Genomic DNA, 13,441 nt, shown 5'->3' on the forward strand with positions numbered 1-13,441 from the left:
TCGCCGACTCCGGCGAGGGCTACGCCTCCCGGTCGAACGCGGTCGAGGCCGTCACGGGCGTGAAGCGGAACGCGCCGGGCGCCGAGGAACGAACCGTCGAGTGAGTCGGACCCGCCGGCCGACGTGATCGTCCCGTTCGCGCGCGTCGCGCGATTTACGTCGGTTCGCGCACGAGGGATCGACCATGAACCGGGTCCGGGTTCTGAGCTACAACGTCCGGTACGACAACCGACACGACGGTCACGACGCCTGGTACGCCCGCCGGGACGGGGTCGCCGACCTGGTCCGGTTTCATCGTCCCGACGTGGTCGCGTTTCAGGAGCCGCTACCCGACCAGCGGGCGGACCTCCGCGAGCGACTTCCCGAGTACGACCTCCTCGGGCGGGGACGGAAGCGCGACGACGGCGGCGAGGGGTGTCCGATCGGCGTCCGTACCGACCGCTGGCGAGTGACCGACGACGGGACGTTCTGGCTCTCGGAGACGCCGGCAGAACCCTCGACGGATTGGGACGCCGCACACCCGCGGATCGCCAGCTGGGTCCGGATCCGACCGCGGGAGGGAACCGACGGCTCGGTCGCGCCCGCCGACTCGCCGTTGCTCGTCGTCAACACGCACTTCGATCACGTGAGCGCGCGCGCACGCCGCGAGTCCGCCCGACTGCTCCGTGAACGGGTCCCCGAACTCGCCGCGGCGGGGGGAACGGATCGGGCCACGGACGCCACCACGGATCCGGCCGGGGTCGTCGATCGAGTCCCACAGGTCCTCGTCGGCGACTTCAACTGTACGGCCGGATCGGACCCGCACCGGATCCTGACGGGACTCGAACCACGGACGAACGGCGGATCGACCGATGGCACGGGTGACGATCCCGGCAACGGAACGCCCGACGAGCACGGCGACGGCACGGTCGACACGCTCCGGGACGCGGCCGCGACCGCCGACGTCCGACACGGACCGCGGACGAGCCTCACCGACTTCTCGCGGCAGATCGACAACCGGCGGATCGACCACGTGCTCGTCTCGCCGGACGTCGACGCGGAGGCGTTCGCGACCCTCGCCGACCGCGACGACCGGGGTCGGTACCCGTCCGATCACCTGCCGGTGCTCGCCCGCCTGCGACTGTGACCCGGGCGACGGTGGAGAGTTCCGTTCCCCGTTTCACTCCTCCTCGTCCGTGTACCGCGCCAGGGCGTCCTCGTAGCCGCGGACGGCGGTCTCGAACGTCTCCCGCAGGTCGGCGATCGGCGTCTCGGTGGCGTCGACGCGGAGGTCGTCGGAGAAGGGGCCGATCCGGTCGTCCTCCTCGGTGTTCGCCACCCGGAGCGCCGCCGACTGGACGGGGAGGTCCTCGCGTTTGTCGCCGCCCGCGTCGTGACCCGCCGCGAGCGCGTCGATCAGCCGCTCGGCGAGCGGGGCCTCCCCGTGTGCGGTCGACTCGTAGGCGGTCGCGACGTCCTCGACGACTTCCGGCCCGACGAGGAGGTTGCCGGCGACGGTGTAGTTCTGCCCGACGCGGTGGCCGTACCACTCCCCGCACTCGTCGCCGGAGAAGGCGAAGGTCCCGTCGGCGTCGACGCCGTGAAGCTGTCGGCGCTCGCGACCCTCGTCGGCCGCCAACAGCGCATCGAGCGCGTCCTCTACCGCCAGTCCGTCCGCGAGGTACGCGATCCCCTTGCGGCCGAGCGCGACGTTGGTGTGTGATTGCGTCGCCACCGCACCGTGCTCGGAGGCGAACGGACAGAGCGCGCCGACGCCCGGCAGTCGCGTCGTGACGGCCACGCCGAACCGAACCTGGTCGTCGCCACCGTCGTCGGTGTACCGTTCGCGAACGCAGATGCTGAAGGTCACGTCGCGTACTCCGAGTCGTCGGCAGGAAAACGATTCGGCACGTCGGGACGACGGTCCCGTCCGCTCGCACCGAGCGACTACGCCAGCGCCGCGACCATCGCCGAGACGCGTTCGGTCTCGTCGGCGTTGATCCCGTGGCCCATCCCCTCGTAGATCCGCGTTTCGACGTCGCCGCCGAGGACTTCCAACACCTCGGCCGTCTCGTGGACGCGCTCCTCGGGAATGTGCGGGTCGACGTCGCTACAGCCGAGGAACGCCGGAGTTCCGTCGAGGGCGTCGTCGGGATCCCCGTTATCGGCAGTCGCCGACGAGACGTAGTCGTCGACGTCGACCGATTCACCGATCAGCCCGCCGCTCAGGACGGCGAGCCCGCCGTACTCGCGCGGCGTCCGGGCGACGAACTCGCTCGCGAGACACGCGCCCTGTGAGAATCCGGCCACGAGGACGTTCTCGGGAGCGATCCCGGCGTCCGTCGCCGTCTCGACGGCGTTCCCGACCGCTCGCAGGCCGGAGCTACGGCCGGGTTCGTTCTCCTCGACGGGCGCGAGAAACGAGTTCGGATACCAGGTGTTCGCGGCCGCCTGTGGGGCGAGAAGCGCGACGTTCCCGTCCGCGGGCGACACCTCCTCGCCGAACCCGACGATGCTCCGGGCGGTCGCGCCCCGCCCGTGGACGAGGACGACCGCGGCGTCGGCCGCCGCCACGGACGTGCCGGCCGCGACCAGCTCCTCGTCGCCGTGGGGGTCCTCGCCCGCGTGGGGGTTCCGGCCGCTCATACGCCCACGCCGGCGTCGGCGTCCGGAAGGTCGTGCTTGTTCACGGGAAGGCCGAGCTCCTCTAAAGCCGCCTCCATGTGCCGGTCCTGTGCGAAGTCCGCGCCGTCCTCCTCGCGGAGCCGCTGGGCGGTCGCGAGCACCTCGCCCTTGCGGTCGTCCGGGATCTCGTACTTGTCCGAGGAGAGCTCGATCACGAGCCCGTTGTTGTCCTGGGTGTAAATGGAGTGGAAGATCCCCCGGTCGAAGACGTTGTATCCCTTCCCCGCCTCCTCGAGCGCCGCCATGATGTCCTCGTACTCGTCCGGGTCGACGCTGAAACAGAGGTGGTGGACCGCGCCGGTCCCCGGACGCTGACCGCGTGCGGAGGGCCGGTCGTCGCTCACGAAGAAGGTGAGTATCCGGCCGTCACCGGTGTCGAAGAAGAGGTGCGTCTGTGAGGGGTCGTCGAGGTTGGGCTGACGGAGGACGAGCGGCATGCCGAGCAGGTCGCGGTAGAACGCGATCGTGTCCGCCTCGTTGCTCCCCCAGACCGTGATGTGATCGGTGCCGGTCGTGTGAAACGGCGCGTCGGGTCGCTCCGGCGTCACCGGAGCCTCGCTGTCGTTTGCCATACCCACCCTTGGAGCTCGACCGGAATAAAGCCGGGAGAGACCGAACGGTGATCGGCTGACGCGAGTGTTATCGGAAACGTGAAACGGACGAGATCGGAGCCACGCGGAATGGGTGGCTTTTAGCGTCGCGACGACGAGGACCCGGCATGGAGATCCTGTTACACACCGGCCACGAACACCCCGAACTGCTGTGGATCGCCGTCTCGGCCGTCGCCTCCTTCGTACTCGGCGTCGGCGTCGGCGCGTACGGACTCGGCGTCCGCGGAGCCGACCGAGCCGCCGATCCGAGCCCCGACGAGGAGTAACACGAAGCGTCGCGGTCGATCGCGACCGTGTCGACCGCGATCTAGTCGAACGGCCCTTCCCAACCTACCGTTCCCACACGTCGGGAGCGACGCCGACCGCGCGAACGACCCGCGGATAGCCGACGGCGACGACGAGCACGACGAGCAGCGAGATCCAAAGCGGGACGCCGTCGACGACACGGTCCGCGGCGGCGAGCCCGATCAGCATCGCGACGAACATCACCCCCCCGTGGGGCGCGAGCTGTCGCACCGTCTCGGCGAGGGGATTCATGGTCTCGCTACCGGTTCGGAGTGCTAGTGGATGTCGGTCCGGCGGGAACGACGCGAACGATGAAAAACGGGAGGACGGGAGAACGACTCGCCGGGATTCAGTACCGCGAGGGCATGAACGCCATCGCGAGGAACAGCCCCGACGACAGCAGGCTGACGATCATTACGCGCCACAGTCCGTCGCTGTTGGTCTCGTGGCGGTCGATCTCGGCGAGCTGTGCCTCGTACGATTCGAAATCCGTCGAGAGGACGAGCGTCGAGCTGTCCTGGAAGTGGGCGACGAACTCGGTGTCGCCGATCGTCACCCGTGAGTCCTGTTCCACCTCGATCGAGACCGTTTCCGTGGCGGTCCAGACGAGCGTGGCCGCGTCCGCCGAAACCGCGTCGACGGCCACCGTCCGGTCGCCGTACTCGAACTCGTCGCCGACCGCGTACGACCGCTCCTCGGGCGCGGGGAAGTACTCGTCAGCGGGAACGAGCCGCGTCTCGCCGTTCTCGTCCGTGACGGCGACCTGTTCCTCGCCGTTGCGTTCATAGGTCTCGTTGTCGGCGTTCGGGTCGTCCTCCAGGATCGTCGTCCGGTCGAGTTCCTCGACCAGCGTGAACGAGTCGGGGTCGTCGCCCTCGATCCGGACGGTCCACTCGCCGCCGTCGACCTCGACGGTCGATCCGTTCGACCACGACTCCGACTGCTCCGTGGTCCGTTCCCGCTCCACGGTCCCGGTGACGGTCGCTTCGCCGCCACCGCCGCCGTGTCCGCCGCCACCGCCCGCCTCGCTCTCGGAGATGTCGGCGACGGTGTATTCGTCCCCGTCCACCTCGAACGCGTCACCCGACGACAGCTCGTGGTCCGGGTTCTCGAAGGATATCCCGGGCGTCTGAGCCGTCGTGACGATCACCCCGGTCGCGCTCCCGACGAGCAAGAAGAACGCGACGTACACCGCGACAGCGCGTCGTTGCATGGTTCGAATGTGGGTCACCCCGTGTATAACGGTTACTAACGAGTAGCGATCCGACAGGTGGCGGGCGAGGGCCACCATCGAACGGCGAGCGGGAGCTACCGCCGGACGACGAGGACGGAGAGGTCCGAGAACGGCGTGTCCTCGCGACCGTCTCCGCCCGCGTGCGTGGAGAGATCTCCGAGCGTCGTCCGCGTGATCGTCTCGTCGTCGTGGGTGAGCCGTTCACAGACGAGCGCGGTCGCGTCCGGTCGAGCACCGTGGTCGAGGAGGTCGGCGGCGACGTCCCCGGGCATCCAGTCGAACGGCCGCGGCAGGACGAGCAGGTGCCGGCGCCCCGCGTCCCGGCGGAGTCGATCGAGGTCGGCCGTCAGGTCGCCGCGCTTGTGCAGCGTGACGAACGTCGCGTCCTCCATCGGGGTGCGCGCTCTGCTCGCCGCGATCTGTATCGAGGAGATACCGGGAACGACGCGGACGCCGACGCCGCCGTCGGTCGCCTCGTCGACGACGCGTTCGACCTTGCCGAGGAACTGATAGCCGGAGTGGTTCGGGTCACCCATCAGGACCGCGACCCCCCGGTCACCGCCGGCGACGCGATCGGCAAACGCGGTCAGCGTCTCGGCCTCGTCCCGATAGCCGCACGTCAGGAGGTCCGCGTCGGTACGGTCACGGACGAAGTCGACGACGGTCTCGAACCCGACCACGACGTCCGCCTCACGGATCGCCCGATCGCCACGGGGAACGAGGTACTCGAGGTTCCCGGGCCCGATCCCGACGGCGTGGACCACGGGATCCGCCTCGCCGAGCGATGCTTCCACGGACGAAGCGGCGTCGCGGTGACCGGATCCCGGATCGTCGGTCATCGGCCGACGCTCACGGCCGAGACGGAGACGGTCACGCGTGACGGGCGGGCGTTGGGCACCGTCGACGCGTTCGATCGATCGATCCCGGAGACGTCCGCGAGAGACGTCGTGATCTCGCTCATGAACGGAGGGACGGGACGACCCGGTAAGATCGATCCGGTTCGATCGAAGCCGCGGAACACGAGGCGGCACCCTGACGGGACCGGCACGGCCGAGAACCGTCCGAGCTTGATGACGGCTCCGAATGTCCGTGAGAGTTCGGAGAGGTAGTGGTATGTCAACACATGACGAATCGGCGCCGTCGACACACAGCCGCGGCGGGTTTAGTACGAGGACGAGTGATGGAGGATACGATGACGAAAGCAGCGATCGTGATCCTCGCCGGCAACGAATCACACGCCGACTACGGCCGCCTCGCGAACGCGTTGGAGGCCGCAAAGGAGTTCGCCGAGACCGACGGCGACGAGCTCGAACTGGTCTTCGACGGCGCCGGTACACAGTGGATCCCCGAACTCGAAGACGAGGAGAGCGACTACCACGAGTTGTACCGGACGGTCCGCGACGACGCCGCAGTCTGTGACTACTGTTCCGGCGCGTTCGGCGTCGACGACGCGGTCGCCGAGTCCGGTCTCGTCACTCTCGACGACCACGACGGTCACCCGAGCATCCGTTCGCTCGTCGACGACGATTACGAGATCATCACGTTCTGATCGAACGCGAGCGCGCATCGACTGGTGTCTCCGACGTGTCGTCGGCTTCGAACAGCCGAAGCACCGGATGCGTCTCGGAGACTTCATCGACGATAACCGAACCCGGCTGACAGTACGTTCCCTCGCGGCGGACGTAGGCGGGATCGTCGGGACTCGCAAAGAACAGTTTCCGATGCTGGGTTGTGTACTGTGTGCTGTTCAGGGTGACAGCAAGTGCCTGGTCATCCCAGCGGTCGTCGTGGGTATCATGTTCGTGCACATACCTGTCCCGGAGCGGCCCGGTAATCCCTGTGAGCGAAACTGAGAGTGTCGTCTCGGCAGCTTCATCCCCACTTCCGGTGTCACCTCCGAGTTCGAGACAGCCCGCAGTGGCAGTAAGACCAGCAGCCAGTCCGCTCGCAAGTAGTTGCCGACGAGACGGCGTGATATCGCGGTACAATACACTCACAGGGGGCTCGTAAAGGAGTTCTCGAAACGCAAGCTAGTTTTGAGTGACCACGGGTTGTTGGTACACTCGAAGCAGTCATCGGCGCTTGCTATTGACGCGCCTTCGGAACCGCTGACAGTGACATCGTACGTTCTTCCGAGGGGACCTTACCTCGATCAGCACGGTCGATTTACCGCCATTCGAGGCTGTCGTGAGCGGGTGGGTGTGAGTCCGGCTTTCCATAGAGATGTCCGCTCGTGATGGTGGCCGAGCGTTCTCAACAGGATTCGGGTGTCACTACGTAATCTATCGACCCCGCATTCTCCTGCTTGTGACTACTGTCTCTGTCAATATAGTCAAACGGCTGAACGTTTATCTATCGCCGATTCGTAGGAGAGGGTGTGATACGCGGCCTCCTGAATTCGCTTGCTGATCGTATTCGGCCCGATGAGGATGTCGTTGATGAAGAGGAAGACGGGATACGATTCATTCCGTCTGGTCTCGACGCATCAGTGCGGTATGCACATGGCGGAGACGATGCGGGTGAACGCGAACTCGTCAAAGTACAGGAAGAAGCACAGCAACTCGAAGAACAGGAGCAGGAGAAGAATTGAGCGGCTATGGTTTCCGAGCAAACGGCGGCCGACACGTTTGCTCTTTTATCGGATGAGAGTCGCGTGGAGATCCTTCGATCGATCGCGATTGCGCAGTACGAACAGGGCCCGTCGAATTCGGGGTTTGCGCCGCTGTCGTTTTCGGACATCTACGAGCGTATCGATATCGACAACACGTCAAAACTCTCGTATCATCTCGGTGAGCTTACCGACACGTATCTCCGAAAGACGGATGATGGCTACTCGTTCACGCACGCTGGCGAGCAGATCGTCCGATTCATTCTAGCGGAGAACTTCCGACAACCGGCCGAGTTTGAACCGATTGAAACGGAAGGGACCTGTCTGTACTGTGGGGAGACGCAGCTTGAGGCCGGGCTTGATGATCAGTACTTCATGGTTCGGTGTCCGTCCTGTGAGCGGCCCGTGACTGGGTACATTGTGACGCCGGCGCAGACGCGTTCGTATTCGGGGACGGCGCTGCTCGACTCTCTCAAGCGCAAGCAGGCCGTCGAGTTCAGTTTGGTACAGGAGGGGATCTGTCCGGAGTGTGCTGGTCGGATTCGGACCGATGTTCTCGACGCAAGCGAACAACCGATACCTGAGGAGGTGCCGGTTTCGTATTTCACTATTGCTGAGTGTGAGGCGTGTTTGCGCCGGTACAGCGGTCCGTTAACTTATAGTGCGGCGTTCCGCACTCCGGCTGTTTCGTTTTACTGGGAGCAGGGCGTCGATATTATGGGGACTGGCTGGTGGGAACTTCATCGCTATCTTACGGAAGGGGAGTGGACTGCCGAGCGGATCGCTACTGATCCAGCCGAGTACCGGGTCGTATTGCGTCATGAGGACGCTGCGCTCCGGGTTTTTCTCGACGACGAAACTCGGATCACCCGGACCGAGCGCGTTCACGGTCGGAACATCGACTGAGTAGATAATATCAAATATCGTACAAAATAGCTGTTGAGCGCTACGTGCTCGTCAGCCGTGGATCGCTCCATCGAGAGTTGATATTGCTCTCAACCCTGGGGAATCGCTCAAGTGTGGTTTTGAAATGGGTTCGGTAATATATCAATTATTCTATAATACTTATAGGGAGAGTCGTCCTCTTCTCACGTGAGGAACGAGGTACACGATCCATGACCCAACACGAAACCCACGACACGAGCGATGACCCTCACATCCCCACCGATTCGGGGAGTCACGGAACGGATCGCTCAGTCCAAGGCACCATGACTGTCGAGGACATCCAGGCGGCATACGCACGGTACGCGAAGTGGATCGATCGGATGAGCTGGTTAGACCGTCTACTCACCGGTCGGTATCGTCGCCAGCAGTTCTCCCGGGCCGAGGGTCGAGTGCTCGACGTAGCCTGTGGTGCCGGTTCCAACTTCCGGTACCTGCCAGAATCGGCGGATATCGTCGGTATCGACATCAGTGAGCCGTTGTTGGAACAGGCTCAAGCAGAGCTGGATACCCTCGATCGAGACGGAGCTATTTCACAGATGGATGCCCAGGCGCTGGAATTCGCGGATGATAGCTTCGAGACGGTGATTTCGTCGTTCTCGACCTGCACGTTTCCAGATCCGGTGACGGCACTCCAAGAGGTGGCACGCGTCTGTAGACCTGATGGGCGGATCCTGTTACTCGAACACGGCTCCAGTGATAACGCACTCATCGCACGCTACCAGGAGTGGCGCGCCGACGCGCATTACGAGAAGTCCGGCTGCCGACTGACCCAAGAGCCGTTCGACGTTGTTCGTCAAGCCGGTTTGTCCATCGATGAGTCTGAAACTGCGCAGTTCGGCCGGATCACGCAAATCGTCTGTGAACACCCTGACAATCCAATTCGCTCGAAAGCCGATCACGAAACCGGTTCAGAACGATGAACGGCGACGAAATGAGATCAACCAGACGAACGGTTCTCGCTGGTCTCGGTGGTCTCGGGCCCACCGCTTTCGGACCCACGATCGGTAGCGCGAGTGATACGCCCACGTTAGGAACCACTTCGGCCGAGGAAAGTTCGCTACATGGATCGAGCGCACTCGAAGCGTTCGTCGACGACGTGATAGCGGAACGGATCGGGGATGTGACGCCCGGAGCGACAGTCGCTGTTGTTCATCGGGACGGACCCATACTTGTCAAGGGGTACGGCACTGCTGACGCCAACGCCGAGAACCCGGTTCGAGCGACCGAGACAGGATTCCAGATCGGATCCGTCGGTAAACTCGTCACGTGGACCGCTGTCATGCAAGGCGTCGAACGGGGGACCCTCAACCTCGACGAAGACATCAATACCTACCTTGAAGACTCCGAAGTGACGGTTCCAGATACCTACGACGACCCGGTGACGTTGCGAGACCTCGGAACCCACACCGCGGGGTTCGAATCGGCTATCGATCCCGACGTCGTCGCCGATCCGGACGCCATCGCTCCGCTGGAAACAGTACTCGTCGAGGGCCAGCCGCCCAGGGTGCGTCCGCCAGGCGAGATCGTCGGGTACTCCAATTACGGGGCAGCACTCGCCGGGCACATCGTCGCGGAAGCCTACGGCACGACGTTTGAAGAGCACATCCAATCGAAGACTTTCGAGCCACTCGGCATGACCCACAGCACGTTCGCTCAACCAATTCCCGAGGATCATCCCGGTGCACTTGCGGCCGGGCATACGCGGGAAGGACGGACGTTCCGGACTGCTGAGGAGGTGTTCATCAACATGCGTCCCGCGGGATCGATGACTACAACGGCGAGTGATATGGCGGCGTTCATGCGGGCACATCTCGGTGCTGGTGCGGTCGATAAGACGAGAATCCTGAGCACGGATGTCGCCCAGACGATGTACGAACGACACCACGTTCGCCATCCAGCAGTCACAAACTGGCGGTACGGGTTCCACGAGTACGGGGACCCGGATGCCAATCTCATCGCGCACTCGGGAGCGACGATCAACTTCACGAGTTACCTGCTCCTCGCTCCAGACCACGATATCGGGATCTTCGTCGCGTATAACACCAACGCCGGCGAGCATCCGAAAGCTGTCGTGGACGAGATCGTGGCGGAATACGGTCTCCAACCGACACCGACCACGCCGACATCGACCTCGAAACTCGGCAGTCAGCAACGCGCTGAAACCGTCGCCGGCGAGTACAGCCTCACGTATCTCCCTCAGAGTGGCCCCCTCCAGGTCGTTGATCTGCTTGAACATCTGACCGTTGAACCCGCAGATGATGGCGCCCTCCGCACAACGACACTCGATGGAAACGATCGGCGATGGATCGAAACGGAGCCATACGTCTACCAAGGAGTCGGCGGACACGACACGCTCGCATTCGACGTCGCTGACGGCGACATCGAAGTGATGGCAATGAGTAGCCAACCCAACGGTGTCTACGAGCCGGTTCCGGCCCACGAACGGCAACTCGTTACTGGGAGCGTCCTCGGAACAGCACTATCCGGATTCGGGCTTTCACTCGCCGGCTGGAGCGGGCTACATAGCTGGCGGCAGTGGAAACGGTATCGAACTGACGGTGACCCTCACAGGTGGAACGCCGAATGAGAGACCAGCAACTCTCCACCCAGTCGAGCGAACCGTCACCAGCGTACAACGACTTCAGTGTGGTCACCCGTGGCTTCACACGTCGAGTAACCAGTCCGTCATGGCTCGCTCGCGCAGCAGGTGTCGGTCTAAGTGGTGTCTCTATCGGGTTCGTCGTCCTTTTTATTGGCGTGTTGGAAACGGGTGGCGAACTTACACTCATTACACAACCGCTCCCGATGCGGATCGCACTCGTCCTTCCGTACCTTATAGCGATTCTGACGCTTGCCACGAGTGTCGGTGCAGTACTCGGGTGGCGGTACCGCTATTGGTCGGTGTTTGCCCGCATCCACCAGACGATTCTGGCGCTCTTCGGTATCGCGTTCAGTTGGCAGCTCGCTATCCTCGGGTTCCTCATACTCTAAACGGCAGACATTTCATCGAGGATCCGTACTGGAGTTTCCTGTTTGCAGTCAAATACGGACTGATACAGGCTGTAGCCGCCTGTCGCCATGAGCACGAGACAGACCGCAACCAAGGCCAGAACGCTGATCGTTCTGGCTGAAACGATCCCGTACATCTCAAGGTATGGGAGATGTTGCCCTTGTTGGTTTCATCGGTGCTGGCTTCATTGGATATGATCACAGTGGAGTGATCCCTGCCTGGCTCGTTACGTACGCCGCTCTTCTCGGGTATCGGGTCGACCATGCGTTCGTGGGATTCTCCTCACAAACACGGATAGAGCAAGCGGCGTCTCCCCTTCAGTTAGAAGGGTTAGTTTTCCTCGCTGTAGAGGCGCTCATTATTCGGCTACTCGGTACAGCTACCCGCTGGGGAATCACACGTTTCCGACGGACATCGCTTGCTAACTCCTGACAAAGACCGCGCGTGTCAAGGAGCTGTTCGCAGCCTCGTGTGGTTCCGATTGCCCAAATCGATCACTATAGATGGGTCGAGTGAACACATGGCGTGAACGAACCTGACATAGGGAAACGAAAAAGCGGGCGGTAGACGAATCTGTGGTATGCCCTCCGAGCGATCCGTCTTACTTAGCCTCTTGGTTGGACTCCTTCATGCGGTTGGACTCCTTACTGTCGCGTTCAATCTCGGCTATACAATCGGGCCCTCTGAGTATTCGCTTTTCGGGATGGCGTGGCGGTATGGAGGTCTTATCGCTGTGGCTACGATTCCCATCTGGCTCGCTGTTCGGCACCGTCTCGTTGCTCCACTGGTTACACTTATCTTGACGACTGGCTACGTCCTGGGGATGGAACTTACGCCACCAGGACCAACGTTTCGTGACGTAGCGGACCTGGAACAGTTATCTGAACCAACGGGCATCACGGTCGTCGAGAATGGATTATACATTGTGCGGTATATGGTGAACGCGTCGGTCTGGACGGTCGGCTTCCTGTTCTTGGGGTTGATCGAATACGTGATTCGACTGGACCGGGACTGGCTGCCAACAGTAAGGGAATCGCGTTCGTGGCTGTCGCTTCCTGCTGGTCGGCCGCAAGCAGCGATTGTCGCCGCGGCTGCCGGGCTTCTTCATACAGTCGTTATGACGTGGTTCGCGTTCCGTCTCGGCGTCACGGTGTCAGGCGACGTTGGGTGGATACTGTACATGGTCAGTAGTGTGGGGATGTGGGTCCTTGCTGCCGTTCCGATCTATCTCTTAGTCCGGCATCGGTTGATCGTACCAGCCACGCTGTTGACGGGGTTCATTCTGCTTGATGTCCAGGCAGAATTCACTGCAAGTGTCGATGACCCGCACGCACTCTACTTCGGCGCTTGGTTTGTCTACCTCGGAATACTGCTGGTGGCAGCAGGGATCGAGTACGGGCTGCGATGGAGTAACCTGATCGCCCGACTGTAGGATGGGCCGCAAGTGTTGAGACCTTCCACAGCGTCCTTGATGACGAGAGCGACCGAGAGGAGTAATTGTGTTAATCCGGAGAAATACCCTGGAACGAGTCGGGCGAGGAGCTAGAGATACCTATCAAGTGTTATAGAAACAACGGTGAGAAAATCGGATTGTCCAAGAGATGGCCGTCTTGGGCTTTAGGATTAGTGTGAGAGCCAAGGGCCGGATTTGAACCGGCGTTGGGCGGCTCTGCAGGCCGCTGCGTCTGACCAGACTCTGCCACCTTGGCGCTATCGAACGTACCACAGTCGAGCGTTTAAGCCTAGCGGTCGGAAACCGACGGTTGGCTCGCGAGATATGAAAAAAGCCCACGGACGCGTCGTCCGTGGGCTTGAACGGGAATGGTCCCGATGAATGGGTAGGCGGCGGACCGCGGTTCCCAGAGGATCGCTCACTCCAGTACTTCCCGGTACGCGGGTGGGCTTAACTTCCGTGTTCGGAATGGGTACGGGTGTGTCCCCACCGCTCTGGCCGCCTTCATGCCGACTTCCGGAGTCGAACCGGAACTCTCTAATGGAGAGACGCCTGTCTCGGTTGGTTCTATCGAACCGTGTGTACGTGCGATCCAGGTACCGCCTGAACTCATACGAGTGTGGAATCAGTG

The 13,441-nt window shown here is 62.7% G+C and carries 18 protein-coding genes, 1 tRNA gene and 1 rRNA gene; 10 read left to right on the forward strand and 10 right to left on the reverse strand.

The genetic code is table 11. The features are described 5' to 3' along the window. The coding region (locus OKW78_RS15600) for a DUF1508 domain-containing protein (RefSeq protein ID WP_281196003.1) at positions 1-104 on the forward strand (104 nt) is incomplete at its 5' end. A gap of 80 nt (positions 105-184) precedes the next feature. Next, positions 185-1,126 carry an endonuclease/exonuclease/phosphatase family protein gene (locus tag OKW78_RS15605; protein ID WP_281195985.1) on the forward strand — a complete coding sequence of 314 codons (942 nt, stop codon included), beginning with the start codon at positions 185-187 and terminating at the stop codon, positions 1,124-1,126. Positions 1,127-1,159: 33 nt separating this feature from the next. On the opposite strand, the gene OKW78_RS15610 is transcribed toward OKW78_RS15605, so the two are convergent. The 3 genes from OKW78_RS15610 to OKW78_RS15620 form a co-directional block, all read right to left on the reverse strand. Beyond that, positions 1,160-1,849, reverse strand: coding sequence for a DUF1028 domain-containing protein (locus tag OKW78_RS15610; RefSeq protein WP_281195986.1), 690 nt, complete (start codon positions 1,847-1,849; stop codon positions 1,160-1,162). Positions 1,850-1,926: 77 nt separating this feature from the next. Next, a complete protein-coding gene (locus OKW78_RS15615; RefSeq protein WP_281195987.1) occupies positions 1,927-2,625 on the reverse strand; it encodes an alpha/beta hydrolase in 699 nt (232 codons plus the stop codon). Next, positions 2,622-3,236 carry a VOC family protein gene (locus OKW78_RS15620; protein WP_281195988.1) on the reverse strand — a complete coding sequence of 205 codons (615 nt, stop codon included), beginning with the start codon at positions 3,234-3,236 and terminating at the stop codon, positions 2,622-2,624. The genes OKW78_RS15615 and OKW78_RS15620 overlap by 4 nt, the downstream gene beginning before the upstream one ends. A 146-nt stretch (positions 3,237-3,382) precedes the next feature. Here OKW78_RS15620 and OKW78_RS15625 point away from each other — a divergent pair, with 146 nt between their 5' ends. Then, on the forward strand, positions 3,383-3,541 hold the full coding sequence (locus tag OKW78_RS15625) for a hypothetical protein (protein WP_281195989.1): 159 nt from the start codon (positions 3,383-3,385) through the stop codon (positions 3,539-3,541). Between the two features lie 64 nt (positions 3,542-3,605). On the opposite strand, the gene OKW78_RS15630 is transcribed toward OKW78_RS15625, so the two are convergent. The 4 genes from OKW78_RS15630 to OKW78_RS15645 all read right to left on the reverse strand — a co-directional run bounded on the left by OKW78_RS15630 (position 3,606) and on the right by OKW78_RS15645 (position 5,755). After that, positions 3,606-3,812 carry a hypothetical protein gene (locus OKW78_RS15630; RefSeq protein WP_281195990.1) on the reverse strand — a complete coding sequence of 69 codons (207 nt, stop codon included), beginning with the start codon at positions 3,810-3,812 and terminating at the stop codon, positions 3,606-3,608. Between the two features lie 97 nt (positions 3,813-3,909). After that, the gene (locus OKW78_RS15635; RefSeq protein ID WP_281195991.1) at positions 3,910-4,773 is read right to left on the reverse strand and encodes a hypothetical protein; all 864 of its coding nucleotides are present in this window, start codon (positions 4,771-4,773) and stop codon (positions 3,910-3,912) included. Between the two features lie 95 nt (positions 4,774-4,868). Then, the gene (locus OKW78_RS15640) at positions 4,869-5,633 is read right to left on the reverse strand and encodes a cobalt-precorrin-7 (C(5))-methyltransferase (protein WP_281195992.1); all 765 of its coding nucleotides are present in this window, start codon (positions 5,631-5,633) and stop codon (positions 4,869-4,871) included. Further along, the gene (locus tag OKW78_RS15645; protein ID WP_281195993.1) at positions 5,630-5,755 is read right to left on the reverse strand and encodes a hypothetical protein; all 126 of its coding nucleotides are present in this window, start codon (positions 5,753-5,755) and stop codon (positions 5,630-5,632) included. The genes OKW78_RS15640 and OKW78_RS15645 overlap by 4 nt, the downstream gene beginning before the upstream one ends. Before the next feature lie 231 nt (positions 5,756-5,986). Here OKW78_RS15645 and OKW78_RS15650 point away from each other — a divergent pair, with 231 nt between their 5' ends. Beyond that, a complete protein-coding gene (locus tag OKW78_RS15650; RefSeq protein ID WP_281195994.1) occupies positions 5,987-6,343 on the forward strand; it encodes a hypothetical protein in 357 nt (118 codons plus the stop codon). On the opposite strand, the gene OKW78_RS15655 is transcribed toward OKW78_RS15650, so the two are convergent. Continuing rightward, entirely contained in the window at positions 6,333-6,782 is a 450-nt protein-coding gene (locus OKW78_RS15655) for a hypothetical protein (RefSeq protein WP_281195995.1), read from the reverse strand. The two genes, OKW78_RS15650 and OKW78_RS15655, sit on opposite strands and share 11 nt — an antisense overlap. 389 nt (positions 6,783-7,171) lie before the next feature. Between OKW78_RS15655 and OKW78_RS15660 the strand changes: the two genes are divergently transcribed. From OKW78_RS15660 to OKW78_RS15685, 6 genes are all read left to right on the forward strand, one after another. Continuing rightward, entirely contained in the window at positions 7,172-7,384 is a 213-nt protein-coding gene (locus OKW78_RS15660) for a hypothetical protein (protein WP_281195996.1), read from the forward strand. Positions 7,385-7,390: 6 nt separating this feature from the next. After that, the gene (locus OKW78_RS15665) at positions 7,391-8,308 is read left to right on the forward strand and encodes a helix-turn-helix transcriptional regulator (RefSeq protein WP_281195997.1); all 918 of its coding nucleotides are present in this window, start codon (positions 7,391-7,393) and stop codon (positions 8,306-8,308) included. A 209-nt stretch (positions 8,309-8,517) separates the two neighbouring features. Then, a complete protein-coding gene (locus OKW78_RS15670; RefSeq protein WP_281195999.1) occupies positions 8,518-9,267 on the forward strand; it encodes a class I SAM-dependent methyltransferase in 750 nt (249 codons plus the stop codon). Further along, positions 9,264-10,934: a serine hydrolase gene (locus tag OKW78_RS15675; RefSeq protein ID WP_281196000.1), complete on the forward strand. Its 1,671-nt coding sequence runs from the start codon at positions 9,264-9,266 to the stop codon at positions 10,932-10,934. Before OKW78_RS15670 ends, OKW78_RS15675 begins: the two co-directional genes overlap by 4 nt. Continuing rightward, positions 10,931-11,338, forward strand: coding sequence for a hypothetical protein (locus OKW78_RS15680; RefSeq protein WP_281196001.1), 408 nt, complete (start codon positions 10,931-10,933; stop codon positions 11,336-11,338). The genes OKW78_RS15675 and OKW78_RS15680 overlap by 4 nt, the downstream gene beginning before the upstream one ends. Before the next feature lie 842 nt (positions 11,339-12,180). Continuing rightward, the gene (locus tag OKW78_RS15685) at positions 12,181-12,789 is read left to right on the forward strand and encodes a hypothetical protein (protein ID WP_281196002.1); all 609 of its coding nucleotides are present in this window, start codon (positions 12,181-12,183) and stop codon (positions 12,787-12,789) included. A 201-nt stretch (positions 12,790-12,990) separates the two neighbouring features. Here the strand turns inward: OKW78_RS15685 and OKW78_RS15690 are convergent. Both OKW78_RS15690 and rrf read right to left on the reverse strand, forming a co-directional pair. Further along, positions 12,991-13,066 (reverse strand) — tRNA-Cys (locus OKW78_RS15690). A 128-nt stretch (positions 13,067-13,194) separates the two neighbouring features. After that, positions 13,195-13,316, reverse strand: a 5S ribosomal RNA gene (gene rrf / locus OKW78_RS15695). Between the last annotated feature and the right edge of the window lie 125 nt (positions 13,317-13,441).

The sequence above is a fragment of the Halorubrum sp. F4 genome (assembly GCF_027257195.1).
In the GTDB taxonomy this organism is placed as follows: Archaea; Halobacteriota; Halobacteria; order Halobacteriales; family Haloferacaceae; genus Halorubrum.